This is a genomic window from Pseudomonas sp. W2Oct36 (genome assembly GCF_041060465.1).
Taxonomy (GTDB): domain Bacteria; phylum Pseudomonadota; class Gammaproteobacteria; order Pseudomonadales; family Pseudomonadaceae; genus Aquipseudomonas; species Aquipseudomonas graminis_B.
In genome coordinates this window covers 80,573-105,999 of sequence record NZ_JAUERW010000014.1, presented here as the reverse complement: position 1 = coordinate 105,999, position 25,427 = coordinate 80,573, and the positions used below count along the sequence as shown (strand labels likewise).

Here is a 25,427-nt window from a genome sequence, read left to right as displayed (position 1 = left end):
ATCAAGACCGTGGCCGGCGGGCTGCCGGTGGTGGGCAACATCATGGCGCTGGTCGATGCGCTGAATGACATCGTTCGGCTGGCGACCAATGAGAAGCGCGATCCGCTGGATTGGGTGAGTTTGGGCATCAACCTGATCGGGATGGTGCCCATTCCGCCGAGCATGGCGGCAGCGCGGATGACCTTGCGGCCGATGCTATTTCTGGTGCGCCAGGAGATGCGTCAGGCCGGCAAGATGGTGTTGGGAGATGCGCTGATCGAGGTTCTGATCGGGCATCTGAATGCAACCATCGTCGGGACCCTTGATGACTTTGTGAGCCAGGCGCAGGGCAAGCTCCCCGGGATTCTCGAGGATGCGGGGAAGCTGGGCGAAGGCGTGCTTTTTCAGATCGCTGATGGCCTGGAGAAGTTGGTCAATCCGGACCTGAACACCAAGGCTGATCTGCTTGAAGCAGAGCAGTTGGTCCATGACGCTGGGGATCTCTGGGCTTACGACCCTAAAGCGGCGATTGGGAATATTTTTGCGGCGGCTGCGGAAGTATGCGTTGCTGCAGGCAAAGGTGCAGTGAATGGCGCTGCTGAATATCTTGTGCCTGAAGCGGTTAAAAAAGAGGTGATCAGGCAGGCTGATTTATTGCGTGTTCTGGCTCCTCAGCTTCGGACGCAAATCACGGGGTTGGGGGATCCCGGAGGGCAGCATTCCATCGCTGCGCTGCTGGTTACCTTGGATGGGGGGGGCGTCAGTTGGCGTGCGCGCAATGGGCACGGGCAAGCCTTCAACATCAAACCGGGGGTAGTTAATCAAGCCAAGCGCCGGGGCAGTGAAGGCAAGCTTGAAATCGTTCAGCATGAGAAGCCGGCTAAGGGTCGGCCCAACACGCGGAAGAAGTGCAACTGTGCCTGTCCATGCGCCTGCTCCTGTGCGTCGACGGGGAACAGCATCAGTTTTGCGATGGGTTCGGAGTCGGTCAGTCTTACCGATTTCAGCCTGCCAGGGCCGTTTCCGATTGAGTGGACGCGGACCTATTGCTCCAGTCTGGATGCCTTCGATCATGACGTAATCGGTGCACGGTGGATTACGCCGTTTACCACGCGCTTTGATCTCGTCGGCGATGGTTTGGTGTTTCATGACGCCGATGGCCGCAGCCATGATTTTCCTCTGCCCAAGGTCAAGCTGTTCCACTTCAACGCCATCGAAAATCTGACCGTCATTCGCCTTAGCAAGGATCGGCTGTTGCTGATGCGGGGGCTTGAACACCGAGAGACCTATATTCGGCGGGGCAAGCGCTTTGTTCTGATCAACAAGATGCTGCCCAACGGCGCTGGGGTCATGCTGCATCACGAACATCGTCATGATGGGCAGTTGGTGCTCTCAGAGCTGGTCACTTACTCGGAAAAAGATCTAAACAAAGTGCATCTGCGACTTGGTACTTTGATTGATGATCAGGGACGGTTGACGGGGCTTTGGGAAGTTCGTGATGGCGAGGTTAAACGCCAACTGTGTGCGTATGAGTACGACGATTTTGGTGACCTTGTTCTGGCCCAGGATGAGAACGGCGCTGCCTGGCGTTACCAGTACGAACACCACCTGATTACCCGCTATACCGACCGCACCAATCGCGGTTTGAACCTGCAATGGCAAGGTTCCGGTCCTGATGCGAAAGCCATTCGCGAATGGGCGGATGACGGCAGTTTTGATACTCGGTTGGCGTGGGATGAAAATATCCGCCTGACCTACGTCACTGACGCCCTTGGCCACGAAACCCGGCATTACTACGACAGCCTCGGTTACACCTATCGCATTTGCCATGCGGACGGGCGTTCGGAATGGTTCTTCCGTGATGCTGCGAAAAACATCATTCGCCACGTCCACACCGACGGCAGCACCGATCGTTATCGCTACGACAAGCTAAGCAATCTGACGGAGCACACTCGCGCTGATCACAGCGTGATGAACTACGCCTACGACGATAAAAGCCATCTGATCAAGATCAGCGATGGCGAGGGTGGACTGTGGAAGCGGGACTACGACCTTCGTGGAAATCTGATCGAGGCGATCGACCCGCTAGAGAACGTTACCGAATACGCCTACAACTCGTTCGGGCTTCCAACGGCGATAAAGGATGCCTACGGGAATACCAAATCGTTGGCCTACAACGACGCGGGTCAGCTCGTTAAGTACGCCGACTGCTCGGGCAAGGTGAGTAGCTGGGAGTACAACGAACGCGGCCAGATGGTTCGCTTTACCGACCCCGCTGGCTACAGCACGACGTATGAGTACAAAGCCGGCCAGTTGGTGTTGATCAAGCATCCGGACAAAACCGAAGAACGTTTTAGCCGCGATGCCGAAGGTCGTTTGCTGGCTCATTCTGATGGTCTCGAACGCTGCACCACCTGGCGCTATAACGCTGCCGGCTTTATCGCTGAACGCGTCGATGCCGCCGAACAAACCCTGCGCTACCGCTGGGACAAGCTCGGCCGGTTAATCGCGCTGGAAAACGAAAACGAACGCAGCGCGCATTTTCACTACGACCCGGTCGGGAGGCTGCTGGAAGAACGCGGCTTCGACAATCGCTCGACTCGCTATCAGTACGACCCCGACACGGGGCGGCTCGCTCAGACCATCAACGGCCAGCGCTCCATTGCCTTGACCTTCGACCCCATGGGCCGCCTGACCGAACGCCGGGCCACGCTGGGAGAGAAATCCCAAAGCGAAACCTTTGCCTACGATGGCAACGGCCATCTGGTCATGGCGACCAACGCCATCAGCAAGCTGCAATGGTTTCACGATCCGGCTGGGAATCTGCTGCGCGAGCACCAGCATTACTCAAATCTGGATAAACCACTGGTTGCCGTGTGGCAGAACGAGTACGACGCGCTCAATAACCGCGTCGCGACCACGCGTCCCGACGGCCATCGCGTCAGCTGGCTGACTTATGGCAGCGGCCATCTGCTGGGCCTCAAGCTCGATGAGCACGAACTCCTCAGTTACGAGCGTGACGACCTGCATCGCGAAGTCGCCCGCCACCAGGGCAACCAACTCCTGCAAACCCAGCAATGGGACCCGGCGGGACGCTTGCAGGAACAGTTGTGCGGACGTAGCGACGATAAATCCGTCCTGATCAAACGCGCCTACCAGTACGACGCCGCCGGCCAAATCACCGATATCAACGACAGCCGTCGTGGACCTCTTGCTTATAAATACGACCCGGTCAGCCGCCTGCTCAGCGCCACCAGTCGATTGGGCGTGGAAACCTTCGCCTTCGATCCCGCGAGCAACCTGCTCAACGAAACCGCCGCGCCCGTCCTCCGCCCACTAGACCTCAAGCCGACTCAAAACAAACTCGTCGACAACCTGCTGCGCGACTACGCCGGCAACCACTACGAATACGACGAACGCGGCAACCAGACCGAACGCTGGACCAATGGCCTGCGCAGCGAGCTTCACTGGGATCTATTCGATCGTCTGGTGCACTTCCGAGATCCGCGTCTCACCGTCGACTTCGGCTACGACCCACTCGGACGGCGCCTCTACAAACTCTCAAAAGCCCACTACCGCCCGCGCCCAGAAGCCGGCACCGGCTGGAACGAAAACGAACACGCGCGAAAAGAGCGCGAACTCGGCTGCGGCTTCACCTTGTAAGGCTGGGATGGCGACAACCTCGCGTGGGAAAGCAGCCCCCCGCCCTACGCCGGGGCCCTCGGCCGAACCGTCCACTACATTCACGAACCCGGCACCTTTGTGCCCGTGGCCCAGGCCATCCGCCACGAAACCATACGCTTCGTAAGCCAACCGACGTACGAAGGTCGCTACAACTTCAAAGAAGATCCGCTCTGGAACTACAAACCGGTCGCATTGCCAATCGACGCACTCGCCTGGTACCAGTGCGACCACCTCGGCACGCCGGAGGAAATCACCGACCAAAACGGCAACACCGCCTGGAGGGCCCAATACAAAGCGTGGGGCGAAGCGAAAGAACAGCGCTCTGAATTCGCCCAACAGATCGGCCTGACCAACCCCATCCGATTCCAAGGCCAGTACCACAACCACGAAACCGCCCTGCACTACAACCGGCATCGGTACTATGATCCAACGGTCGGTCGGTTTATCAGCAAGGATCCGATTGGCTACAACGGCGGGCTAAACCTCTACCACTACGTGCCAAACCCCACGGGTTGGATCGACCCGCTGGGACTTTCAGCTTCCTCAGATCTACCAAGAATGAAAGGTCGGAGCGTTGTCAGAGCAGGAGTAATGCTGGAAAGCGCCGGATTCTCAAAAACAAAGGATAACGGTGTGAATGAAATGTGGACTCATATGGACGGATCCGAGGTGCGGGTCCATAAATACGGGAACCAGAACCCTTGCCCCTACAAGTCAGGTAACAATGCGCACATACACAAGGAGGACCCATCTGAAAACCAGCTTGACGATCAGGGGAGGATAACAACCGATCCAAATAAGTACCATATTGGTATTCGTAATCCTAAAGATTTACCTATCGTCCGGGGGAGGCCACACGGATTATGAGCTATGAATTCAGATTAGTATTCGCGGACTCGCTTTCAGCTCGCAATGTCCTTGACTTGGTGAAATCCAGTACGGCATACATTGGTGCGACTGGCGAGTGTGTTTACTTAAAAGAACTGAGTGTGAAAAGTGAAGCGGCTTATGATGCGAGACTAACACTAGAGGAGTCCAATTCACTCTGGCTCGAAGTAGGCTTTCGATCCCCGAATCTGTACGAATTGCTGAGAACTGCAGTTGGCACCAAACAACACAGATGCTTAGAGGATGGAGATCAGGATAATGAAGTACCGTTATATAAAGCCTTTCGTCTTAAGCATCCTCCGACAGTAGAAAAGGGGTAAAGGGGGCGGACCCTTAAACTATTCAGGGCCGGTACCAGGAACACGAAGCGCGTTGCACTCCAACCGGCATCGGTACTATGATCCTTTAGTCGGGCGGTTTAGCAGCAAGGACCCGATTGGGTGAAGCGGCGGCCTAAATCTTTGCCACTACCTACCGAGTCCAACCGGTTGGATCCACCCGCTTGGTTTGGAGAAAGTTGTCGAGTCAAAGGGGACGGACCCCTTTACTCTCCTGGCAAGGCGTTTAGGGAGTAAGTGAATGTTTGATGACTATTTGAATGATGAGCAGAGTTATATCCGACTTGAGCGATATCTATGGGACCTCTTTTTTCTTGAGTGTGACGCGAGAGGGGTTGAATCAAAAAATTTCAAGGCGCCTTTTTACAACACGGCTTTTTCAGATGGCACGCCTTTCAGGGAAGGCAACCCTATATTCTCAGCACGAAACGAAGTAACCGGTAAAATTCTCAGAATAGTGCTTGACGAAGATGCCGTTCCATTAGTGACGTATCAAGACAAAGACATGGGCTGTGAGCTCGTCCTGGTGGGAAAAGTGGCTTTGCTGGATGAAATAAAAAAACTAATGCGTAAATGGATTAGGTCTCAACATTCAGGCCTGCACGTAGCATCTGCAGTCACGGAATAGCTCAGAGATACGGCCCCTTAGCTAACTGCTGTTCAGCTAAGTTCATATCATGGCTCTGAGTTGGGCGTTTTTTAGATTAATGACGGTTACGCCGTGCCGGCTTTGTATGCGAGGAGTATCAAAAAGCAACATGAAAACCTATCGAATATTATGCTACAAGTCAGAATTTAGTGAATTCAAACACCATGCTAACGACCCCATAGCTGAGCTGCCTGCAAATAAACAAGATCACTTTGCATTAATCATGGCCGTCAGCCTGGATGGCGGGGTGGGATTTGACAGAACGCCTCACGGAGGCGCAGCTATCGATGCCCTTGTCTCAAAATGCTTTTGGGTTGAGACCCATAAGATGACCATTAACCCACCCTCTCGTGAGCGTTCAGGACGCATGCCTTATCTGCTATTCAGAGCAAAAAATGACGGTTTTGAAAAACTGCTTGAAGAGCATAGAGAGTACGATAAGAATCTCAGAAAATATGAGGTTCTCATCAGGCATAGACATGCCGAAAAACCCGCCCCCGCTAAGCTGTCAAGTATTTTGGAGAGCACTCATCTCCGAATTCGGGGCAAAGAGCTATATGACGCCCTGCAAGAGACTTGTCACTATGTGATAGTGCCAGTCGGATCCGGAGAGCACGGCAGTGACGCCTTTTTCGTGTTCTCACGCAACCTTGACTTCTTCTTTAAAGAGTTTGATGCAGCGGTTGAAGGCTATGCGGAGATTGAGTTCGTCGACAGCCCACGAAAGTTAATTTATTGGTGAGAAAATAAGATTCAATTGTTCAACCAGCTTGGTTTGGGTAGATCGTCCATATGAACAAGAACAACAGGACGAGCCCGCCGCGCCCGATGTTTTCACCTCCTGCGGAATGACGTGGAGGTCACTGAGTAACGCCCCAGTCTCACTCACAACTCCATTCCATACAACGCGCATGCTGCCATCTCCCCAACACTGCACCGAAAACCAAAACGCCCGACTGGCCAGGCCAGTCGGGCGTTATGTGTTCTGAAGCTTGGCTGCGCTTCTGCTGCGATGCTAGGTAGGCACGCTACTAGATGCGCACGTTGCCGCGCGGACCAGCGATTGCCCAGATGATCAGGCCCAGCACCGGCAGGATGACGATCAACAAAATCCAGAGAATTTTCTTCCCAGTTTCCGCGCCGCTTTTCAGCACGTTGATGATGGCCCAGATATCCAGCGCCAGAATGATCAGGCCGATCAGACCGTTGAAAGTAGAACCCATGGTGTTGCTCCTTATTGAAGGCTTGCCCACTTGAGAGTAGTGGCCTGCAACGAGGGTTCCGTTGGTCGGCAGGGATATTTGTCTGCGCAGCAAAACGCGTCGACGGCGATCAAATCTGCGCCTTGAGCGCCTCCAGCGCGGGCTCGATCAACAGGCCGAGTTCAACGCCGAGTGCCATGACTCTCTCAACGTCGGCGCCGTAGACCAGCACCGTTTGCAGCACGTGGTCCAGCGGCTCGCTGACGTCCATCAACACGTACCCGCCCATGTCCTTGTTCATGCTGGACAGCTGAATCTGGATACGGTTAAGCGCGGCCAGGGGTTCGGACTTGGTCAGCTGTTTGGGCTTGATGTTGAACATCACGTTCGGGCCGAACGACGCCATGATCTCGGTGAGCAGGTCGGGATAGGTATCGGCCTGAAACAACACGGTGTCGGGAAGGCTGCCGATCACCACCCACTCCCCCAGCGGGATCGGGAAGGTGTCGTCGAAATTGATGTCAGGGTTGGCGGTCAGGAACGCATCGGGATCGCCGTAGGCCTGGGTGGCCTCATCGGCGATTTTTTCGATTTCTTCATCGCTCATGCAGCCGGAGCTGATCTTGCTGATGAATTCGATGAGTGAAGCTTTCATGGCAGATCGTCCGATGGCTGGAAAACAGGCGCGCAGAATAGCTGGAAATGCGGCGCGCCTCTATCGCTTACGCCCCCAGACGGGTGAGCTGCTCGGCGGTCTCGGTCGCACCCATGGTCTGCGCGGCCATCAGCGGAGTGACGCCCTTGGCATCCTGAATATGAGGGTTGGCACCCTTGGAGATCAGGTAATCGACGATCGCGGTACGGTTGAACATCGCCGCCATCATCAATGCCGTGCGGCCGTCGGCGGAAGCGCCTTCAACCTCTGCGCCGGCTTCCACGAGGATCTTCACGGTTTCCAGATCGCCTTTGAAAGCAGCGCCGGCGATGGGGCTCTGGCCGTTGTCGTTGCGCAGTTCAGGGTCAGCCTTGTGCTTGAGCAGCACTCGCACGGCGTCTTGATGACCGTGATAGCTGGCCAGCATCAACAGCGTGTCGCCTTTGTGGTTGCGAAGATTGGGGGTCAAGCCGTTTTCCAGCAGCCGGTCGAGCATCGGGGCGTCGCCAGCACGGGCCCGGTCGAATACCTGCTCGGCAAATTCCAGTGCTTCTTCGTCTGTCATTCTCGTGGCAGAACCGGTCGTGTTGGGGGCTTCGGACATAGGTAACTCCAGTAGCGCAATGCATTGCGCGGTATGAATCAAGGGATGCGGCGATCTACGGGCCAGGCAATCTATGAGCCATGGACAAAGCGTGTAGTTCCACTTACAGCAACAACTCCAGGCGCGCTGCGCAGAGAGCGCCGTCACACATGACGCCAATCCTGCTAGCGCCAATGATCGGCGCCCAACCATCGGTTTCAACGGGGGTGATAGTGGCGCTTGAACGCTCACCGAGAAAATTTCGCAACAACGTGAAATAAATCCCCTATACCGCTGTCTCAGTCATGTCACGCAATGCGTGCACCCCTCCCCGCTTCACCCAACACTCACTCCCAACTCCGGTAAATTGCAGGATGCACGAGAGGCGTTCATGCAAATTGCACGAGACAGCATTTTTTAAAAAACCGTAACCCGCTGATTTCATTGATATTTATTTAACCTCAAAAACTGGCACAGTCACTGCACTAGTCATTCCAAGCTTGTTATCCCATGAGCAATGGAGCCTCTAGACATGACTTTCATCCAAGAAAAATTCGCATCCGTATTTTCCGATTTCGAAGTCACCACTCAACCTCGTCCGGACGGCGGGGTTCTGTTGACTCTGCGTAACGATCAAGGCACCAACATCCGTCGCTGCGTGTCCTACGCTCAACTGCACACCCCAGTGCAACTGGAATGGGTGATCAGCGCGATTCGTCGCGACCTGGCCGCACAAGCCAGCGAGCTGCCCGCCATCTCGATGTTGCAAAGCCAGCACCGTTTTGATTTGCCTACTTATCACACCCGATAAGTATTAGGCCGGAACATTGCGTTCCGGCAGCAGCACGTTTCACTCTCATCGAAGCATCCCTTATAGATTCCCGCGATAGTTGATGCTATCGCGGTTTTTTTTGAGCTTTTTTCCGGTCACTCCTTCACGCAATGACAGTCATTGCGGCGCTGTCTGTCAGAGCGGGCCTATTGAATAATCCCTCGGCACAACGCCTCGCCCACCGCCTGCGCACGATTGGTCACCCCGAGCTTGGCGTAGATGCTCTTGAAGTGATGTTTGACGGTTGCTTCCGAGACTTCCTTTATCAGCCCGATCTCCCACGCCGTCTTGCCTTCCCGCGCCCACTTGAGAATTTCCAGCTCTTTGGGCGACAGCGCCCGGGTCTGCAGTTGACGCCCTTTCCCCGCCACATGAAGCATCGGCACCAGACTCGTCAGCAGGTAACGATCGTTGTGGGTCAGCGGGCGCTCCATGCCGTTAAGCGTGCAAATGGTGATGACACCCTGATTGGCCCGCGTCTGGCTGCTGTAGCCGTAGGAGAAGGCCGGCAGCAGGTCGCAATCCTCCACCGCCGCCATGTAGGCGGGTGATGGCGGGTAGGTCTTGAAGGCCTCCTCCCAATTCAGAAAGCCCATGGTGTGTCGGTAGCAGCGGATGACCGGGTCCTCGATCATCAGGCGTCCCTGGCAATAAAGGTCCTTCCAGTAGCTGTCGACGTTCGACGTGATGCAACTGAGGAGCACGCCGTTTCGGTACTGATAGAGCATGGCCCGTTCGCTGCGGCATTCAGCTCTCAGCCAGTCAAGTGCGTTGGCGATGGCCGCATCGCCATCCTGTTCAGTGATGCTGGTGACCATTTGTTGTATCAACGGACTCAGCGTCCCAGTCTGCGCGTTTTTCATGTTCCCCTCCCGTTTAAAACCATCAAATGCGCGGCCCTGATGCCCCTTGGATTTTTTATGCATGGCAGCTGAAAACGGCGTCAGGTGCTGTCGTCAACACGACCGCACGAGGCGCACTCAAAAGCTGTCAGGGTCCGGCAGGCGAAGGGTTACACAGTCGAGGAGGGTTAAACACAGCGTCAAAAACAAACAGGCATGCCTGACCGTAAAACAAGCAACTTCCCACAAACGAACAAAAACCAACTTACATTTTTCCGCATTTGGATACAAAAACGGCCAATGTCAAAGACATCGGCCGTCGGTTTTCAGCACGCTTGAATCGTCAGAAAGCGCAGGGCTCTATCCCCGTAAAACTGCTGACGTTGATGTGCCCATCCAGTTCTCCGCCATCGCGCACCAGTGCGCAGGTGACCATGCCGGCCCCTTGCGCCGCATCGAGCTCTTCCACGATGTCAGACAGAAACAGAATGGCGTCCGCCGGCTGACCGATGCTCGACGCAATCGATCGATAGGACGCCTCCTCCCGCTTGGGCCCGGAGGTGGTGTCAAAGTAGCCGCTGAACAGTCCGGACAGATCGCCCGCCTCGGAGCAACCAAAGATCAGCTTCTGCGCCTGGATCGAGCCCGAGGAGTAGACGTAAAGCGCGTACCCCGCCTGATGCCAGCGTTTCAGCGCCTCCACGGCGTCCGCGTAGACATGCCCTTTGAGCTGGCCGGCCTGATAACCCTGCTGCCAGACCATGCCTTGCAAGGCTTTCAGCGGCGTGGCTTTGCGATCTTCGGCGATCCATTGCAGCAGGATCTCGATCACCCGATCGACGCTCGCATCGGGTTCGGCACTGTCGTTGCGCACGGCCTGCAACTGCGCGGCCACCTCGGGGTCGGCGGCATGCTCGCGAACGAACGCGGGCAGATGCTGTTTGGCATACGGAAAGAGCACGTCGAAGACGAAGCTCACCGCGCTGGTGGTGCCTTCGATGTCGGTCAGGATCGCTTTAATGGTCATGGGTAATCAGTCTTCCAGACGCGGGAACTGGCCGGCGATGCTTTCGCCGGTGAATTTGGCCACCCAGCCCTCCGGGTTATTGAACAGGCGGATGGCGACGAAATGCGGATTCTCGCCCATGTCGAACCAATGGCGGGTGCCGGCCGGCACCGAGATCAGGTCGTTTTTTTCGCACAGCACGGCGTAGACAAAGTCGTCGATGTGCAGGGTAAACAGCCCACGGCCGGCAACGAAGAAACGCACCTCATCTTCGCCATGCTGGTGCTCCTCGAGGAACTTGGCGCGCAGTTCGGCCTTCTGCGGGTGATCGCTGTTGAGGCTGATCACGTCGACGGTCACGTAACCGCGCTCGGTCATCAGCCTGTCAATCTGGGTGCGGTAGGCCGCGACGACCTCCTCCTGGCTGGCGCCCGGGGTGATGGGCGCTGCCGCCTGCCAGCGGTCGAACGCCACACCGTGCTCGGCCAGGGTCGAGGCAATGTCTTCCAGGTGCGTCAGGACCTTGTTGGGCAGCTCGGGGGATGACACGTGATAAACGGACAGACTGCTCATTTCGGGGCTTCCTCGGTTCGGTCCGCATCGGTCGGCTCTGGGGCCGATCCGACACGTTGATTCAGGCAGTGGGAACGCTGCGGTGCGTTGATCGTTGCGTACGTCAGGGATCAGCGGTTGAGCACGGACAGCGTCTTGAGCTCGCATTCGAACAAGAATTCGAAGGCTTCGATCTGGCGCAAGGCATCGCTCATTTTCGCGCCCCAGGTGTACAAACCATGACCGCGAATCAGGTAACCGGCGCAGTCAGGGTGTTGATCCAGCCAGGGCTGGACCTTGTCGGCGAGCCGGGCGATGTCCTGATCGTTGTCGAAAATCGGTACCAGCACTTTTGATTCGTGGGTGGAAACGCCGCTGAAGGCCTTTTGCAGCTCGTAGTCCTCGAACACCAGATGATCACCGGCCGTGAGCCGGGACAGCACGGTGGCGTTGACCGAATGGGTGTGCAGTACCGCGCCCACCGCCGGCTTGCAGCTATAAAGCTGCGTGTGCAGCAGGGTTTCAGCCGACGGCTTTTTGCCGGGCTCCAGGCTGTTGCCGGCAAGGTCGGTGGCCAGCACGTCGTCCATGCCCAACTGGCCCTTGTGCTTGCCGGAGACGGTCAGCAGCGCTTCGGTCGGCGACAGGCGCACGGAATAATTGCTGCTGGTGGCGGGCGACCAGCCCCGGGCGTACAAAAACTGCCCCGCTTCGATGATTTCCCGCGCCAGTGCTTCGCGACTCATACGCGCTCCTCTTTCATACATGTGGCGGTCAGAACAGCAGCGGCCACGGCCGCCAGACTCGCAATGGCAAAGGTCCAACTGGCGCCCAGCGCATTCCAGCTGTACCCGGCATACAAAGCGCCCATCGCCCCGCCGGTGCCGGAAAGGGCGGCGTACAGCGCCTGACCCTGACCCTGCTGGCGCGGGCCGAAGCTGCGTTGCACGTAGTGCACGGCCGAGGCATGAAAACTGCCGAAGGTGGCCGCGTGCATCAGTTGGGCGACGATCAGAATCGCCAGATGATCGGCCAGATTACCCAGTAAAAGCCAGCGCAAGGCGGCGATCACGAAGCTGGTCATCAGCACCTGGCGGACACTGAATCGCTGCAGCACACGGCTCATCAGCATGAACATCAACACTTCGGCAATCACCCCCAGCGCCCACAGCAGGCCAATGATGCCGCGGGTGTAACCGAGGTGTTCCAAGTGCAGCGTAAGAAAAGTGTTATACGGCCCGTGGCTCAGTTGTATCAGGGCGACGCTGACGTAAAACGCCAGCACGCCCGGCCTCATCAACTGCCTGAGAAACCCCTCGCCTGCGACCCGCGCGCCCGAGACCACCGGTTGTGCATTCGGCACCCACCAACTGCTGGCGACAATGCCGATCAGAATGACCAGCAAGAGTTGCGGGTAGTAATCCAGGCTGAACCACTCGAGCATCCGGCCCAGCACGACCACCGAGAGGATGAAGCCGATCGATCCCCACAGCCGGATCTGGCTGTAGCGAGAAGTCTGGCCCTGCAAATGCGTCAGCGTGATGACTTCGAACTGCGGCAGCACCGCGTGCCAGAAAAACGCATAAAGCGCCATGACCATCGCCAGCCAGGCGTAGGACGTGTCGACGAGAATCAGGCTGAAACAGGCCAGCCCGCAGAGGGCGCCAAAGCGCACGATGGCCAGGCGTCGCCCGGTGTGATCGCCGAGCCAGCCCCAGACATTGGGCGCGACGCAGCGCATCAGCATCGGAATCGCTACCAATTCGCCGATGCGCGCAGCAGAAAAACCCAGGTGGCTGAAATACAGCGCCATGTAAGGCGCCGTGGCCCCAAGCAGGGCGAAGTAGAAGAGATAGAAGCTGGCAAGGCGCCAGTAAGGAAGCGCCGCCACGCTCAGATGACCGCGGCGGAAACGCGCGGCTCAGGCATTACAGCTGACCCAGAATCGGCGTCGTGACACGCACGTCAGCGTTTTGCCCGCGGTGGCGCAGCAAGTGGTCGACCAGCACGATGGCCATCATCGCTTCGGCAATGGGCGTGGCGCGGATGCCGACGCACGGGTCGTGGCGGCCTTTGGTGATGACTTCAACGGAGTTGCCATCGACGTCGATCGAGTGCCCCGGCGTGGTGATGCTGGACGTCGCCTTCAGCGCCAGGTGCGCAATGATCGGCTGGCCAGACGAAATCCCGCCGAGGATGCCGCCCGCGTTATTCGACAGAAAACCCTCGGGGCTCATTTCATCGCGGTGCTCGGTACCGCGCTGGGCAACGCAGGCAAAGCCGGCGCCGATCTCGACGCCCTTGACCGCGTTGATGCTCATCAGCGCGTGGGCCAGTTCGGCGTCGAGACGGTCGAAAATCGGCTCGCCCAGGCCGGGCATCACGCCTTCGGCCACAACCGTGATCTTCGCGCCCACCGAATCCTGATCGCGACGCAGCTGATCCATGTAGGCTTCCAGCTCCGGCACCTTGCTCGGGTCGGGGCTGAAGAACGCGTTGTCTTCCACCGAATCCCAGGTCTTGAACGGGATTTCGATCGGGCCGAGCTGGCTCATGTAGCCGCGAACGGTAATGCCCTGGGTGGCGAGAAACTTCTTGGCGATGGCCCCGGCGGCGACGCGCATGGCGGTCTCCCGCGCCGAGCTGCGACCGCCGCCACGGTAGTCGCGGAGGCCGTATTTATGGTGGTAGGTGTAATCGGCGTGGGCGGGCCGGAACAGGTCCTTGATCGCTGAATAGTCCTTGGACTTCTGATCGGTGTTGCGGATCAGCAGGCCGATGGACGCGCCGGTGGTCTTGCCTTCGAAGACGCCGGAGAGGATTTCGACCTCGTCGGGCTCCTGACGCTGGGTGGTGTGGCGGCTGGTCCCCGGCTTGCGGCGGTCGAGGTCACGCTGCAGGTCTTCCAGCGACAGCTCGATGCCCGGCGGGCAGCCGTCAACGATGGCAACCAGTGCCGGACCGTGGCTTTCGCCGGCAGTGGTGACAGTGAACAGCTTGCCGTAGGTATTGCCGGACATGCGGGAGGCTCCGAGGACGTTCAAAAACTCAAGCGCGCCAGTATACGCAGGCTTATGGCGCAGTTCATCCTCGAACCTTATTCATTTGCCCGCGTCCAATTGACACTTTATTGATGACGGTCCTGCAATGCTAAGCGCACTACCCCTGATTCGCGGCTTCTGGCCGCTGCGAGCGATCATCTTGAGCCTGACCCTGCTGTCGTCCATCGCCCACGCCGGAACGCCCGTCGTGCTGCAGCGCCCCATCAGCCTGGACACCGGGACCGGCGAGCTGTTCGGCACGCTGTTGCTGCCCAAATCGACCAAACCCGTGCCAGTGGTGTTGATCATCGCCGGTTCGGGGCCGACCGACCGTGACGGCAACAACTCTGACGGTGGGCGCAACGACAGCATGAAGCGTCTCGCGCTGATCCTCGCCAAGCACAACATCGCCAGCGTGCGTTACGACAAGCGCGGCGTCGCGGCCAGTCGCCCTGCCACCCCGGACGAGCGCGACCTGAGCATCGAAAAGTACGTCGACGACGCGGTCGCCTGGGCCGCCAAGCTCAAGACCGACTCGCGCTTGGGCCCTCTGATTCTGATGGGCCACAGCGAGGGCGCGCTGGTCGCCACCCTGGCGGCGGAACGCGCAGGCGCCGTGGCGTTGATCTCCGTAGCCGGCACCGGTCGCCCGGTGGATCAAGTGGTTCGCGAGCAATTGCAGGATCGCCTCCCTCCTCCGCTGCTGGCGCGCAGTGAGCAACTGATCGAAGAGATCAAAGCCGGCAAGACCGACAACGACGTGCCCGAACCCCTTCAGGTGGTGTTCCGCCCGAGCGTGCAGCCTTATCTGATTTCATTGTTCCGGCAGAATCCGACGGCGGCGTTCGGGCAATTGAAGATCCCGACGCTGATCATTCAGGGGCGCAACGACATGCAAGTGGGCGTGGGCGATGCCGAGCTGCTGCACAAGGCCAAACCCGACTCGCAACTGGCGATCATCGACGGCATGAACCACGTGCTGCGCATCGTGCCGATGGACATCAAGCGGCAGTTGGCGTCCTACAAGGATCCACAGCTGCCGCTGGCCAGCGAAGTCACCGATCGCATCCTGAAATTCCTCGACTCGATACCGGCCGCCTGAGGTCGGTGCTCTTCGATTCGAGCTCGACGCAGGATCCCTTCAGCTTCGTCAGAAACGGCCGATAGCAGTCTGCTGGCATCGTGTGCCGGTGCCATGTGCCAGGCAATGTCGATAACAGGATCGCCGTGATGACAGAAGCAACCATGCAAACCGACGCGGTCGATCCGGCCGATGCCAAAGAAGGCGAAGTCGCCGCGCCTGTGCTGTGGGAAGAAGTCCACGCCGAGCACTTCTCGATGCTGCGTCTGGCGCCTCTGCCCACCGACCGCGCCACCGGCGCACGCCCGCTGCGGTTCGTCGAGTTCGGCAAGGCCGAGCGCCACAACAAGGAATTCAGCCTGCTGCGCATGAGTTATCAGCTGCCGGGGCAGAAGGTCCGTAAAGAGCAGAATCGACTGGATATCTGGGTAGACCACGCCAATCGCAGCGTCCGCGTCGGCCCGGAATCCGGTTTGCAGATCGACCCGTGGAACCGCGGTCTGGGGCGCTTCATGCTGGCTCAGGGCATCACCTGGGCGCAGAAACGTTGCGCCGCGTACAAGATCGAAGGCGTTGCGCTGGCCAACAAGGATGCGCTCAACGAGGACACGCGCCTGCGTCGTGATCACTTCCTCAAAACCCAGGGTTTCGAAGTCGTCTACGCCGATGCGCAGCACCTGAAAGGCACCATCAAGGACGCCAAGGTCGGCAACCTGAATAACACCTGGAACGCCGACAAAATCCAGATCGTGCAGATCCTCGACGCCGCGCACATGCTGCAACAGGCCGAACAGAGGATTCAGGAACAGGACGTTACGATCAAGAAGACCGAAGACAAGGTCAACAAATACCGCCGGGACGACGCCGGCTTGCGCTTCACCATCGCCTGCCTGGTGACCTTTGCCGTGTTTCAGGCCGGCCTCCTGATCTGGATTGCAACGCACCGGTGACCCGGCGTTAAGCCAGGCCTGTGTGCTCGCCATCAGCTGTGTGGCGTGACGACCGACGCCTTACCGGCTGAAGCCGGTCCTACATCAGCATGCGCGGTGAATCTGGATGGATGCCGTGTCCTCGTGGGACCGGCTTTAGCCGGGAAGAGGCCCGTGTGCTCGCCATCAGCTGTGTGGCGTGACAACCGACGCCTTCCCGGCTGAAGCCGGTCCTAAATCCAGGATACACGGTGAATCTGGATGGATGCGGTGTCCTCGTGGGACCGGCTTTAGCCGGGAAGAGGCCCGTGTGCTCGCCATCAGATTTGCGGCGTCACAACCGACGCCTTCCCGGCTGAAGCCGGTCCTACATCCAGCATGCGCGGTGAATCTGGATGAATGCGGTGTCCTCGTGGGACCGGCTCTAGCCGGGAAGAGGCCCGTGTGCTCGCCATCAGATTTGTGGCGTGACAACCGACGCCTTCCCGGCTGAAGCCGGTCCTACATCCAGCATACGCGGTGAATCTGGATGGATGCGGTGTCCTCGTGGGACCGGCTTTAGCCGGGAAGAGGCCCGTGTGCTCGCCCTCAGATTTGCGGCGTGACAACCGACGCCTTCCCGGCTGAAGCCGGTCCTACATCCAGGATACACGGTGAATCTGGATGGATGCGGTGTCCTCGTGGGACCGGCTTTAGCCGGGAAGAGGCCAGTGTGCTCGCCATCAGATGTGTGGCGTGACAACCGACGCCTTCCCGGCGGAAGCCGGTCCTACATCCAGCATGCGCGGTGAATCTGGATGGATGCGATGTCCTCGTGGGACCGGCTTTAGCCGGGAAGAGGCCCGTGTGCTCGCCATCAGATTTGCGGCGTGACGACCGACGCCTTCCCGGCTGAAGCCGGTCCTACATCCAGCATGCGCGGTGAATCTGGATGGATGCCGTGTCCTCGTGGGACCGGCTTTAGCCGGGAAGAGGCCTGTGTGCTCGCCATCAGATGTGTGGCGTCCCAACCGACGCCTTCCCCGCTGAAGCCGGTCCTACAGCTGCACGCGGTCAGTAGGACCGGCGTTAGCCGGGAAGAGGCCCGCGGATGGCCTGACTAGATCCGCGCCGCGAAGAGGTCTTGATGATTGCGGCACTGCTCGGCTGTCAGCATGAACACGCCGTGGCCGCCGCGCTCGAATTCCAGCCAGGCGAAATCCACTTCCGGGTACAGCGCTTCGACGTGAACCTGGCTGTTGCCAACTTCCACGATCAACAAGCCCTTTTCCTCCAGGTGGTCCGCTGCCTGGGCCAGCATGCGCCGCACCAGGTTCAAGCCGTCGTCACCGCAGGCCAGCGCCAGCTCGGGTTCGTGCTGGTATTCGTCGGGCATGTCGGCGAAATCTTCGGCATCGACGTACGGCGGGTTGGACACGATCAGGTCAAAACGCTGGCCCGGCAGGCCGTCGAAACCATCGCCCTGCACGGTGTACACGCGCTGATCAACGCCATGGCGCTCGATGTTCTGATTCGCCACTTCCAGCGCCTCGAACGACAGATCGGCCAACACCACTTCAGCGTCGGGGAACACGTCGGCGCAGGCGATGCCAATGCAGCCGGAGCCGGTGCAAAGGTCGAGAATGCGGGCCGGATCGCTGGCCAGCCACGGTGCGAACCGCTGCTCGATCAGTTCACCGATGGGCGAGCGCGGAATCAGCACGCGCTCATCCACGATAAATGACATCCCGCAGAACCACGCTTCACCCAGCAGATACGCCGTGGGCACGCGCTCTTCGATGCGTCGCTTGATCAAGTGTTGAACCGCCACCAGCTCTTCGTCTTCCAGGTTGCAATCCAGGTAACTGTCGGCAATTTCCCACGGCAGGTGTAGGGCGCCGAGCACCAGCTGGCGAGCTTCGTCCCACGCGTTGTCGGTGCCATGACCGAAAAACAGGTCTTCCCCGTGGAATCGGCTGACAGCCCAACGGATATGATCGCGCAGGGTGCGCAGGCGGGAAGTGATCACGGCAGACTCCTTGAAAAAACGACGGGCGATTCTATCAGCCATCCACGCAACAAACGATCCCGCACCGGGCGCGACGGCCCCGCGCAAAATTTTCCGCAGTCTTTGCCTCGTTTTGCAGGCACTATGACAGCAACCGCGACCTGCTCGACGGCTTGAAGCCCGGCAAAATAGCGAGGTCTGTGCGCACGGCGATTCACAGAATCGCTCTGCCAGTGGACAATGTGGCAAAAGCCCCACTCGAAGGAGCCCCCCGATGTCTGTTTCAAACACTGGTCCAAAGACCATGTTTCAACTCAGTGGCCGTGAATACGCAGCGGCGACATTGAGTAATGCCACGCTGATCATCATCGATGCGCAGAAGGAATACCTCAGCGGCCCCCTGGCCCTGACCGGCGTTCAGGACGCCATCAACAACATCGTCAAACTGGTCGCCGCAGCCCGTGCTGCGAAGTCGCCGATCATTCACGTGCGCCATCTCGGCACCGTCGGCGGCATGTTCGATCCCCAGGGCGAGCGCGGGCAATTTGTCCCCGAACTGCAGCCACAGGGTGATGAAGTCATCATCGAAAAACGCCTGCCCAACGCGCTGAATGGCACGGTCTCCACCGACGACCGCACCACCCTGCACAGCTTGCTGGAAAGCCGTGGCCGTCTGGACCTGGTGGTCTGCGGTTTCATGAGCCACTCCAGCGTCAGCACCACCGTGCGCGCGGCCAAGGATTACGGGTTTCGCTGCACGCTGGTTGAAGACGCCTGCGCCACCCGCGACCTGCCGACCCCGAGCGGTGTCATCAAAGCCGAGCTGGTGCAGCAGGCGGAGATGGCAATCATGAACGACAACTTCGCCAAACTGGCGCTGACCAAAGACCTGATCTGATTCCTCCCTCGACAGGAGCTGTTGCAACCGAGCTGACTGCGCAGGCCCCTCGCGCGGATCATTTTCCGGCAGTTCCTGAAGAAAAGGCGTACAAATGCAGTCGTCAGGCAGGGTAATCCTGTTCACCTGACCGCCTATCCGTAATCAATGCGTGATGCCCCTGAAACCTGGCCAGGCGGGAACCACCCCCACACTGCGCTGGTCAGAGCGCCGATACTCATAGAGGAAATCGGAATGAAAATGTCCGATGGTTTTGATGCCCGTCGCCTGCGCCCCAAGGGCCAGGGCAGCTGGCGGATGCGCATAATCGCTGCGATTTCGGCCGTTCTGGCCACCGCTGGCGTGCTGTTGGCCATGGCCGGCATTGCCAGTCTGATCGGCAACCCTGTTGCGCTGGGCGAACTCAACGCCAGTCCCGCGGGCGCCGTGGTGACGGTGATTGTCGGTTTGCTGATGCTGTACGTCGGTATCTGGTTCTGGCGCCGCAGTCGCCGCCGCCGTCGTCGTGCCGGTGAACTCAACATGTCTCCCCATCTGATGAAGAAACACGACTGACCTTCGCGTCATCCGCTGCCGTTTAATCATCGAGAGTCTAAATCATCGATAGTCGCGCCGATTATGGCGTGACGCGGTTAAACTGGCCCCCTTCGCGGAGACCACCATGCAAGACGACGATTTTTCCCTGTTCAGAAGTGAGATTCGCGGCGTAAAGCCCATCAAGACTGAACATGCGGACGTAGGAAAACCCAAAACCGACCGTAAGAACCTGGCCAAGCTTCGTCAGGCGGCCACCGTGCGTTCCGATGCGACGATTACCGTTGATGGCCTGTCAGACCAATTCGTGATCGATGTCGGCCCAGAAGACACGTTGTACTGGGCCCGTGACGGGGTGCAGGAAGGCCAGATGCGCAAGCTCAAGCTTGGGCAGATCAGCTTCGAAGGCAGCCTGGACCTGCACGGCATGAGCGTCGAAATGGCGCGCGAGACGATGTGGGAATTCCTGGCCGAGGCGGCCAAGCTTGAAGTGCGTTGCGTGCGCATTACCCACGGCAAGGCCGTGCGGCTGGACGGCAAGCGGCCGATGATCAAGAGCCACGTCAACACGTGGTTGCGCCAGCATCAGCAGGTATTGGGATTCGCATCGTGCATCGCCAAGCATGGCGGCGCCGGTGCGGTGTACGTGATCCTCAAGCGCACCATGATGGAAGGGCGTGACGAGTAACGCGGGGACTTGCTGACCAGTCCCTGTGGGAGCGCCAACCCGCCCGCTCCCACCGCTCATTGGCCGTTTATCCGATCAGCGCGGACCTGGACCAGGACCGCCGCCACCGCCGCCACCACCCGGGCCGCCACCTTCATAGTGACCGCCGCCGCCACCGCCTCCGTGACCACCGTGGCCTCCCCCGCCCGGGCCCCAGAATGGCCAGCATCCGGACATGGCTGACATCACCGCGATGACCATCGCGACTTTCGCTATACGACTCAACATTTCGTTTTCTCTCTCAAAACGGGCTTGATCTCAGGCATTCATCACCTGCTGCTTCTGACAGCGCACGCCCGTGAATCCGCGTCGTGGTTTGGTAGCGATCAGGTATCGAAACAGGTACGAAGCAGCTGCCGACAAAAAAGGCCGCGAGGCATGGGCAATCCCGTCGCAGCCTTTGCTTTACGCGTTCAAATGATCAGTGACAATCAGCGGCGGTAGTAACCCGGCCCAGGTCCAGGTCCGGGCCCATAACCGCCCCGCCCGCCATCGTAGGGGCCGCCGTCGTAATAACGGTGTTCGTGCCAGCCACCGCCGTGGCGGCCCCAACCCGGTCCGAAAAAACACCCCGAAACCGACGACGCCAGGGCAATCACCAGTGCGATTTTCGCGATTCGGCTAACCATCATGAGCACTCTCTTCATCCGGGCATCTGTCACCCGTTACGTCAGACATCACGCCGACATATTCCGACATATCCCCTCGGTAAAGGTTGGGTAAAGGTCAGCTGACACTGCCCCGGCGGCGCCATGCCGCAGGGGTCCGGGCCGCCTGCCGTACCCCTGCGCGTCCAGCTACGCTACTATGTGCGCCTTTGCAGGCCTGCAACCCTGCGTTTTTTGAACCCACACGGAACACACCCCTGTGACTCTGGAACAGAACTACACCGCCATCCTCGGTCAACTCGGCGAAGACGTCTCCCGCGAAGGCCTGCGCGACACCCCGAAACGCGCAGCCAAAGCCATGCAGTACCTTTGCCGCGGCTATGAGCAAACCCTCGAAGAAGTCACCAACGGTGCGCTGTTCAGCTCCGACAACAGCGAAATGGTGGTCGTCAAGGACATCGAGCTGTATTCGCTCTGCGAACACCATCTGCTGCCCTTCATCGGCAAGGCCCACGTCGCCTATATCCCGAGCGGCAAAGTGCTGGGCCTGTCGAAGGTCGCGCGCATCGTCGACATGTACGCCCGTCGTCTGCAGATCCAGGAAAACCTCAGCCGCCAGATCGCCGAAGCCATTCAGCAGGTCACCGGCGCTCTGGGTGTGGCGGTGGTCATTGAAGCCAAGCACATGTGCATGATGATGCGCGGCGTCGAAAAGCAGAATTCGTCGATGATCACGTCGGTGATGCTGGGTGAATTCCGCGAAAACGCCGCGACCCGCACCGAGTTTCTCAGCCTGATCAAATGATCCCGGCGTCCTGAAGGCCGCAGCATCAGGCTGCGGCTGTCTGGCGGTTCGTGCCGCCGAGTGAGGTTTTAGCGTGTTGATGAAAGCAGTGAGAGTCGGGCTCGGACAGCTCGTGATCGCGGGCGATTTTCTGACCCGGCCGAGCAAAAAGAAGCGTTCTCCCGAAGCGCAGGCTGCCGTCGATGCGTCGGCGAAAGCGTTGACGCTGTATCAGTTCCACGCCTGCCCGTTCTGCGTGAAAACCCGCCGGGCGCTGCGCCGTTTGAACGTGCCCGTGGCCCTTCGTGACGCGAAGAACAACGAGCCGGATCGCCAGGCATTGCTGAGTGGCGGCGGCCGGATCAAAGTGCCTTGCCTGCGGATCGAGGAAGAAGGTCAGACGGTGTGGATGTATGAATCGAAGGTGATCGTTGATTACCTGGAGAAGCGATTCTCCGCAGTTTGACGATGCTGCTTACATAGCCGATGCGTCAACGCCGCTCCAACGTGATCGGCGATCGACTCACCCTCTCAGCCATTCCGCAAAACCTGTGGGAGCGAGCTTGCTCGCGAAGGTGGCATGTCTGCCGATGGGGATCCAGTGTAATGACTGGCCTCTTCCCGGCTAAAGCCGGTCCCACTGACACACCCCATGCGCTGAGTAGGACCGGCTTTAGCCGGGAAAGGGCCGTTTCAACCGCTGGAGATTTAGCGAATGTCCTGGCCTCTTACGCCCTTACTTCGGACAACCTTCCTGGCGACACGCCGTATACGCCTTCAATTGCTCAACCCGCACTTTGGTCTGCGCTGACAGGCATTGCGCCTGAACCAGCGGCCACATGCTCCCGCCGTCTTCCCGCTTGCCGGCCTGATACTGGCAATCGGCGTCACGAAACGCGATCCACTTCTTCTGCGCATCCTGCAGCGCCTTCTTGCGCGCCGGCGTCTTCAGGTAGCCCATCTGCGCGTTGTATTGGGTGTTCAATTCCGCGTCCAGCGCCTTGTACTCCTGGCTCGCGCACTGGTTCATCGACGCCTGGTTGGCGTCGCAGTCCTGAGCCTGGGCCGAGCAGCCGATGCCCAACGCCATCATCATTCCCACTGCAATCATCCTGTACTGCATGTCTCATCTCCTTTTAGTGAACAGCGCCAAACCTCAGTCCAGCATGCCGACATAACCCGGTTGCTGCTTGACCCGGGCGAGCCACCCTTGAATCGCCGGGAACTGCGCCAGATCGAAGCCGCCCTGATCGGCAACATGGGTGTAAGCGTACAGCGCGATGTCGGCGATGGAGAAACTGTCGCCCACCAGGAACGGCGTGCGCAGCAACTGCTGCTCCATGACTTTCAGGGCCTTGTTACCGCGCCGGTGCAGCGAGTGGTATTCCTCCATCCGCTCCTCTGGCATCCCCAGATAGAACTGAATGAAGCGCGCCACCGCCAGGGTTGGCTCGTGGCTGTACTGCTCGAAGAATTGCCACTGCAGCATTTGCGTGCGCAGCCGCGGTTCGGTCAGCAGGTAAGGCGTGCCTTCGGCGAGGAAGTTGAGAATCGCGTTGGACTCCCACAGGCAGGTGCCGTCTTCAAGCTCAAGGACCGGAATCTTGCCGTTCGGGTTCTTCGCCAGAAACGCCTCGGTTTCGGTCTCGCCCTTGAGAATGTCCACCGGCACCCACTCGTATTCCGCGCCGAGCAGGTTGAGCATCAGCTTGATCTTGTAGCAGTTGCCCGAGTTGTAATCGCCGTAAACCTTGTACATCAACCCTCTCCCCTCAATCGTGTGCCGTCAGTCTTGCCGGTCGTGCGTGTGCGTTATGTATCAGGCCGCCTGTGAAAGCTGTGTTTGCCGAATGACGTCGGCCAGCCGCTTCAAACCTTCGTCCAGGCGCTCGGGGTCGATGTGACTGAAGTTCAGCCGCAGATACCCCGGGTTGGCGTCCGGGTCGGCAAAGAACGGCTCGCCCGGCATGAACGCCACGTTCTGCGCCAGGGCGCTGTCGAGCAAGGTGCGGGTGTCGAGCTTGTGTTTGAGGGTCAGCCAGAAGAACAGTCCACCTTGAGGGCTGTTCCACTCAGCGAGATCCGCGAAGTGCTGCTGCAGCGCGGCTTCGAATGCATCGCGACGGGTCCGGTAGAAGCTGCGCAGCTCCAGCAGATGCTGTTCGTAGTGCTCGCTGCCGATCCACTGCAACGCCTGCCATTGCCCCACGCGATTGGTGTGCAGATCCGCCGATTGCTTGAGCTTGAGCAGATGCGGAAACAAGTCAGGCGTGGCGATCAGGTAGCCGACGCGCAAGCCCGGCATCAGGGTTTTCGACACGGTGCCGGTGTAGATCCAGCTGGCTGTTTTCAGGCGGCTGACGATGGGCCGCGCGCTGCCGCCGTCGAACGTCAGCTCGCGGTAAGGCTCATCTTCGATCAGGGTGACGCCGAATTCGTCGAGCAACGCCGCCACCGCATCCCGCGCGGTTTCGCTGTAACGCACCGCCGACGGATTCTGGAACGTGGGAATCAGGTAGGCGAACGAGGGCGAGTGCTGCTCCAGTCGCTGGCGCAGCGCTGCAAGGTCCGGGCCTTCGGCGAGCAACGGGACGGTCAGGCAGTCGGCGCCGAACAGCTGGAAGATCTGCAGCGCGGCCAGATAGGTCGGCGCTTCGAGGAGGATTTCGGTGCCCTTGTCGATGTACAGCTTGGCGGCCAGGTCCAGCGTCTGCTGGGAACCGCTGACGATCATCACCTGACTCGCGTCGCAGTCGATGCCCAACGCCCGGGCCTGGGCGGCCAGCGCCTCACGCAGCTGCGGCTCGCCTTCGCTCATGCCGTACTGGCCGATGCTGCGCGGCATGTCAGACCATTCACTGTTCGGCAACATGGCTTCGGCCGGCAATCCGCCCGCGAACGACATCATCTCCGGGCGCTGGGCGGCGGCGAGGATTTCGCGAATCAGTGAACTCTTCAAACGGGTAACGCGTTCGGAAAATGGCATCGGATCACCGCTGGCGGAAAGAAAGGGGAATACGTCAAACTGCTTGACCGAAATTACGATGCCGCGCACGGATACGTCAATATGCTTGACCTTAAAAATTCATCGACCCAGCAAATTGCCATGGAAGCGTTTTTCTTCGGCTACCAGGCGTTCACTGCCAAAGCCGATGAAATGCTCGACCGCCGTGGCCTGAGTCGGGTGCACCAGCGCATTGTGTTTTTCATCGCCCGCTATCCGGGCCTGAGCGTCAAGGAACTGCTCGGCAAACTGGGGGTGAGCAAGCAGGCACTGAACACGCCGCTGCGGCAGTTGATCGAGATGGAGCTGGTGCTCAGCGTGGCGCCCGAGGACGACAAACGTAAGCGCCTGCTGCAACTGACCACCGAGGGCCGCACGTTTGAAGAGTCGTTGCGCCGCGAGCAGGTCAAGCTGCTGCAACGGGTGTTCGCCGAAGCCGGGCGTGAAGCGGTGGACGGCTGGATGGCGGTGAACCAGGCGCTTGGCAACACGATGACCCGCGGCTGATCGGGCGCGTTACAGGGCACTGCCGAAACTGTGCCGACCATTGCGCCGATGGCTGTATTGCAACGGGGCATGACCACTGCGTATAGGCTGGCTGCTCTGTTCAACCGTTGCGCCAAG

At 59.2% G+C, this 25,427-nt stretch carries 27 protein-coding genes and 1 pseudogene; 14 read left to right on the top strand and 14 right to left on the bottom strand.

The genetic code is table 11. The annotated features are described in order from the left end of the window. Window positions 1-42 precede the first annotated feature (42 nt). From QWI18_RS18155 to QWI18_RS18135, 5 genes and pseudogenes are all read left to right on the top strand, one after another. On the top strand, window positions 43-3,642 hold the full coding sequence (locus tag QWI18_RS18155) for a DUF6531 domain-containing protein (protein WP_369319456.1): 3,600 nt from the start codon (window positions 43-45) through the stop codon (window positions 3,640-3,642). Between the two features lie 105 nt (window positions 3,643-3,747). Next, a complete protein-coding gene (locus QWI18_RS18150) occupies window positions 3,748-4,530 on the top strand; it encodes an RHS repeat domain-containing protein (protein WP_369319455.1) in 783 nt (260 codons plus the stop codon). A gap of 360 nt (window positions 4,531-4,890) precedes the next feature. Further along, window positions 4,891-4,995: pseudogene (locus QWI18_RS18145) on the top strand (RHS repeat-associated core domain-containing protein); the annotation flags it as partial. A 135-nt stretch (window positions 4,996-5,130) separates the two neighbouring features. Next, entirely contained in the window at window positions 5,131-5,517 is a 387-nt protein-coding gene (locus QWI18_RS18140) for a hypothetical protein (RefSeq protein WP_369319454.1), read from the top strand. Between the two features lie 130 nt (window positions 5,518-5,647). After that, entirely contained in the window at window positions 5,648-6,280 is a 633-nt protein-coding gene (locus tag QWI18_RS18135) for a hypothetical protein (RefSeq protein WP_369319453.1), read from the top strand. A 289-nt stretch (window positions 6,281-6,569) separates the two neighbouring features. Here the strand turns inward: QWI18_RS18135 and QWI18_RS18130 are convergent, their stop codons facing one another. The 3 genes from QWI18_RS18130 to QWI18_RS18120 form a co-directional block, all read right to left on the bottom strand. After that, complete coding sequence (locus tag QWI18_RS18130; RefSeq protein ID WP_037009073.1) at window positions 6,570-6,761, bottom strand: PLDc N-terminal domain-containing protein; 192 nt, start codon at window positions 6,759-6,761, stop codon at window positions 6,570-6,572. Window positions 6,762-6,870: 109 nt separating this feature from the next. Next, a complete protein-coding gene (locus QWI18_RS18125; RefSeq protein ID WP_369319452.1) occupies window positions 6,871-7,395 on the bottom strand; it encodes a hypothetical protein in 525 nt (174 codons plus the stop codon). Between the two features lie 67 nt (window positions 7,396-7,462). Beyond that, the gene (locus QWI18_RS18120) at window positions 7,463-7,999 is read right to left on the bottom strand and encodes an ankyrin repeat domain-containing protein (protein WP_065989390.1); all 537 of its coding nucleotides are present in this window, start codon (window positions 7,997-7,999) and stop codon (window positions 7,463-7,465) included. A 511-nt stretch (window positions 8,000-8,510) separates the two neighbouring features. On the opposite strand from QWI18_RS18120, the gene QWI18_RS18115 reads away from it, so the two are divergent. Beyond that, window positions 8,511-8,789, top strand: coding sequence for a DUF3509 domain-containing protein (locus tag QWI18_RS18115; RefSeq protein ID WP_065989389.1), 279 nt, complete (start codon window positions 8,511-8,513; stop codon window positions 8,787-8,789). A gap of 167 nt (window positions 8,790-8,956) precedes the next feature. Here QWI18_RS18115 and QWI18_RS18110 read toward each other — a convergent pair whose 3' ends face one another. From QWI18_RS18110 to aroC, 6 genes are all read right to left on the bottom strand, one after another. Further along, complete coding sequence (locus QWI18_RS18110; protein ID WP_065989388.1) at window positions 8,957-9,673, bottom strand: LuxR family transcriptional regulator; 717 nt, start codon at window positions 9,671-9,673, stop codon at window positions 8,957-8,959. 322 nt (window positions 9,674-9,995) lie between these two features. Continuing rightward, window positions 9,996-10,679, bottom strand: coding sequence for an acireductone synthase (mtnC, locus tag QWI18_RS18105; RefSeq protein WP_369319451.1), 684 nt, complete (start codon window positions 10,677-10,679; stop codon window positions 9,996-9,998). A gap of 6 nt (window positions 10,680-10,685) precedes the next feature. Next, window positions 10,686-11,231, bottom strand: coding sequence for an acireductone dioxygenase (locus QWI18_RS18100; protein WP_065989385.1), 546 nt, complete (start codon window positions 11,229-11,231; stop codon window positions 10,686-10,688). 110 nt (window positions 11,232-11,341) lie between these two features. Next, on the bottom strand, window positions 11,342-11,956 hold the full coding sequence (locus QWI18_RS18095; protein WP_065989384.1) for a methylthioribulose 1-phosphate dehydratase: 615 nt from the start codon (window positions 11,954-11,956) through the stop codon (window positions 11,342-11,344). Further along, entirely contained in the window at window positions 11,953-13,107 is a 1,155-nt protein-coding gene (locus QWI18_RS18090; RefSeq protein ID WP_208600755.1) for an MFS transporter, read from the bottom strand. The genes QWI18_RS18095 and QWI18_RS18090 overlap by 4 nt, the downstream gene beginning before the upstream one ends. A gap of 31 nt (window positions 13,108-13,138) precedes the next feature. After that, window positions 13,139-14,230 carry a chorismate synthase gene (gene aroC / locus QWI18_RS18085; protein ID WP_065989382.1) on the bottom strand — a complete coding sequence of 364 codons (1,092 nt, stop codon included), beginning with the start codon at window positions 14,228-14,230 and terminating at the stop codon, window positions 13,139-13,141. 127 nt (window positions 14,231-14,357) lie between these two features. Between aroC and QWI18_RS18080 the strand changes: the two genes are divergently transcribed. Then, window positions 14,358-15,353 carry an alpha/beta hydrolase gene (locus tag QWI18_RS18080; protein WP_065989381.1) on the top strand — a complete coding sequence of 332 codons (996 nt, stop codon included), beginning with the start codon at window positions 14,358-14,360 and terminating at the stop codon, window positions 15,351-15,353. Window positions 15,354-15,481: 128 nt separating this feature from the next. Continuing rightward, window positions 15,482-16,282: a hypothetical protein gene (locus tag QWI18_RS18075; protein ID WP_369319450.1), complete on the top strand. Its 801-nt coding sequence runs from the start codon at window positions 15,482-15,484 to the stop codon at window positions 16,280-16,282. 1,078 nt (window positions 16,283-17,360) lie between these two features. Here the strand turns inward: QWI18_RS18075 and prmB are convergent. Further along, window positions 17,361-18,269, bottom strand: coding sequence for a 50S ribosomal protein L3 N(5)-glutamine methyltransferase (gene prmB / locus QWI18_RS18070; protein ID WP_065989379.1), 909 nt, complete (start codon window positions 18,267-18,269; stop codon window positions 17,361-17,363). A gap of 253 nt (window positions 18,270-18,522) precedes the next feature. On the opposite strand from prmB, the gene QWI18_RS18065 reads away from it, so the two are divergent. From QWI18_RS18065 to QWI18_RS18055, 3 genes are all read left to right on the top strand, one after another. Beyond that, window positions 18,523-19,146 carry a cysteine hydrolase family protein gene (locus tag QWI18_RS18065; RefSeq protein ID WP_065989378.1) on the top strand — a complete coding sequence of 208 codons (624 nt, stop codon included), beginning with the start codon at window positions 18,523-18,525 and terminating at the stop codon, window positions 19,144-19,146. A gap of 234 nt (window positions 19,147-19,380) precedes the next feature. Further along, on the top strand, window positions 19,381-19,701 hold the full coding sequence (locus QWI18_RS18060) for a hypothetical protein (protein WP_369319449.1): 321 nt from the start codon (window positions 19,381-19,383) through the stop codon (window positions 19,699-19,701). Between the two features lie 106 nt (window positions 19,702-19,807). Next, window positions 19,808-20,368, top strand: coding sequence for a Smr/MutS family protein (locus tag QWI18_RS18055; protein ID WP_065989376.1), 561 nt, complete (start codon window positions 19,808-19,810; stop codon window positions 20,366-20,368). Window positions 20,369-20,838: 470 nt separating this feature from the next. On the opposite strand, the gene QWI18_RS18050 is transcribed toward QWI18_RS18055, so the two are convergent. Beyond that, a complete protein-coding gene (locus QWI18_RS18050; RefSeq protein ID WP_244160372.1) occupies window positions 20,839-21,039 on the bottom strand; it encodes a hypothetical protein in 201 nt (66 codons plus the stop codon). A gap of 235 nt (window positions 21,040-21,274) precedes the next feature. Between QWI18_RS18050 and folE the strand changes: the two genes are divergently transcribed. Next, complete coding sequence (gene folE / locus QWI18_RS18045; protein WP_065989346.1) at window positions 21,275-21,820, top strand: GTP cyclohydrolase I FolE; 546 nt, start codon at window positions 21,275-21,277, stop codon at window positions 21,818-21,820. Window positions 21,821-21,899: 79 nt separating this feature from the next. After that, window positions 21,900-22,265, top strand: a complete 366-nt coding sequence (locus QWI18_RS18040; protein WP_282373082.1) for a glutathione S-transferase N-terminal domain-containing protein — start codon at window positions 21,900-21,902, stop codon at window positions 22,263-22,265. Between the two features lie 270 nt (window positions 22,266-22,535). Here the strand turns inward: QWI18_RS18040 and QWI18_RS18035 are convergent, their stop codons facing one another. Genes QWI18_RS18035 through QWI18_RS18025 form a run of 3 tightly spaced genes read right to left on the bottom strand, consistent with a single transcriptional unit; the run spans window position 22,536 to window position 24,785 of the window. Next, on the bottom strand, window positions 22,536-22,922 hold the full coding sequence (locus QWI18_RS18035; protein ID WP_369319448.1) for a lysozyme inhibitor LprI family protein: 387 nt from the start codon (window positions 22,920-22,922) through the stop codon (window positions 22,536-22,538). A gap of 33 nt (window positions 22,923-22,955) precedes the next feature. Further along, a complete protein-coding gene (locus tag QWI18_RS18030; RefSeq protein WP_192134425.1) occupies window positions 22,956-23,558 on the bottom strand; it encodes a glutathione S-transferase family protein in 603 nt (200 codons plus the stop codon). 60 nt (window positions 23,559-23,618) lie between these two features. Further along, window positions 23,619-24,785, bottom strand: a complete 1,167-nt coding sequence (locus QWI18_RS18025) for a PLP-dependent aminotransferase family protein (protein WP_369319447.1) — start codon at window positions 24,783-24,785, stop codon at window positions 23,619-23,621. An 81-nt stretch (window positions 24,786-24,866) separates the two neighbouring features. Between QWI18_RS18025 and QWI18_RS18020 the strand changes: the two genes are divergently transcribed. Then, window positions 24,867-25,310, top strand: coding sequence for a MarR family transcriptional regulator (locus tag QWI18_RS18020; protein ID WP_192134429.1), 444 nt, complete (start codon window positions 24,867-24,869; stop codon window positions 25,308-25,310). The last annotated feature ends 117 nt before the right edge of the window (window positions 25,311-25,427 follow it).

What these genes read in the sequence shown, in the direction of transcription:
- QWI18_RS18155 (WP_369319456.1), top strand. Translation starts at nt 43, where the DNA reads ATGGCGCTGGTCGATGCGCTGAATGACATCGTTCGGCTGGCGACCAAT.
- QWI18_RS18140 (WP_369319454.1), top strand. Translation starts at nt 5,131, where the DNA reads ATGTTTGATGACTATTTGAATGATGAGCAGAGTTATATCCGACTTGAG.
- QWI18_RS18135 (WP_369319453.1), top strand. Translation starts at nt 5,648, where the DNA reads ATGAAAACCTATCGAATATTATGCTACAAGTCAGAATTTAGTGAATTC.
- QWI18_RS18130 (WP_037009073.1), bottom strand. Translation starts at nt 6,761, where the DNA reads ATGGGTTCTACTTTCAACGGTCTGATCGGCCTGATCATTCTGGCGCTG.
- QWI18_RS18125 (WP_369319452.1), bottom strand. Translation starts at nt 7,395, where the DNA reads ATGAAAGCTTCACTCATCGAATTCATCAGCAAGATCAGCTCCGGCTGC.
- QWI18_RS18120 (WP_065989390.1), bottom strand. Translation starts at nt 7,999, where the DNA reads ATGTCCGAAGCCCCCAACACGACCGGTTCTGCCACGAGAATGACAGAC.
- QWI18_RS18115 (WP_065989389.1), top strand. Translation starts at nt 8,511, where the DNA reads ATGACTTTCATCCAAGAAAAATTCGCATCCGTATTTTCCGATTTCGAA.
- QWI18_RS18110 (WP_065989388.1), bottom strand. Translation starts at nt 9,673, where the DNA reads ATGAAAAACGCGCAGACTGGGACGCTGAGTCCGTTGATACAACAAATG.
- mtnC (WP_369319451.1), bottom strand. Translation starts at nt 10,679, where the DNA reads ATGACCATTAAAGCGATCCTGACCGACATCGAAGGCACCACCAGCGCG.
- QWI18_RS18100 (WP_065989385.1), bottom strand. Translation starts at nt 11,231, where the DNA reads ATGAGCAGTCTGTCCGTTTATCACGTGTCATCCCCCGAGCTGCCCAAC.
- QWI18_RS18095 (WP_065989384.1), bottom strand. Translation starts at nt 11,956, where the DNA reads ATGAGTCGCGAAGCACTGGCGCGGGAAATCATCGAAGCGGGGCAGTTT.
- aroC (WP_065989382.1), bottom strand. Translation starts at nt 14,230, where the DNA reads ATGTCCGGCAATACCTACGGCAAGCTGTTCACTGTCACCACTGCCGGC.
- QWI18_RS18080 (WP_065989381.1), top strand. Translation starts at nt 14,358, where the DNA reads ATGCTAAGCGCACTACCCCTGATTCGCGGCTTCTGGCCGCTGCGAGCG.
- QWI18_RS18075 (WP_369319450.1), top strand. Translation starts at nt 15,482, where the DNA reads ATGACAGAAGCAACCATGCAAACCGACGCGGTCGATCCGGCCGATGCC.
- QWI18_RS18065 (WP_065989378.1), top strand. Translation starts at nt 18,523, where the DNA reads ATGTCTGTTTCAAACACTGGTCCAAAGACCATGTTTCAACTCAGTGGC.
- QWI18_RS18060 (WP_369319449.1), top strand. Translation starts at nt 19,381, where the DNA reads ATGAAAATGTCCGATGGTTTTGATGCCCGTCGCCTGCGCCCCAAGGGC.
- QWI18_RS18055 (WP_065989376.1), top strand. Translation starts at nt 19,808, where the DNA reads ATGCAAGACGACGATTTTTCCCTGTTCAGAAGTGAGATTCGCGGCGTA.
- QWI18_RS18050 (WP_244160372.1), bottom strand. Translation starts at nt 21,039, where the DNA reads ATGATGGTTAGCCGAATCGCGAAAATCGCACTGGTGATTGCCCTGGCG.
- QWI18_RS18040 (WP_282373082.1), top strand. Translation starts at nt 21,900, where the DNA reads ATGAAAGCAGTGAGAGTCGGGCTCGGACAGCTCGTGATCGCGGGCGAT.
- QWI18_RS18035 (WP_369319448.1), bottom strand. Translation starts at nt 22,922, where the DNA reads ATGCAGTACAGGATGATTGCAGTGGGAATGATGATGGCGTTGGGCATC.
- QWI18_RS18030 (WP_192134425.1), bottom strand. Translation starts at nt 23,558, where the DNA reads ATGTACAAGGTTTACGGCGATTACAACTCGGGCAACTGCTACAAGATC.
- QWI18_RS18025 (WP_369319447.1), bottom strand. Translation starts at nt 24,785, where the DNA reads ATGCCATTTTCCGAACGCGTTACCCGTTTGAAGAGTTCACTGATTCGC.
- QWI18_RS18020 (WP_192134429.1), top strand. Translation starts at nt 24,867, where the DNA reads ATGCTTGACCTTAAAAATTCATCGACCCAGCAAATTGCCATGGAAGCG.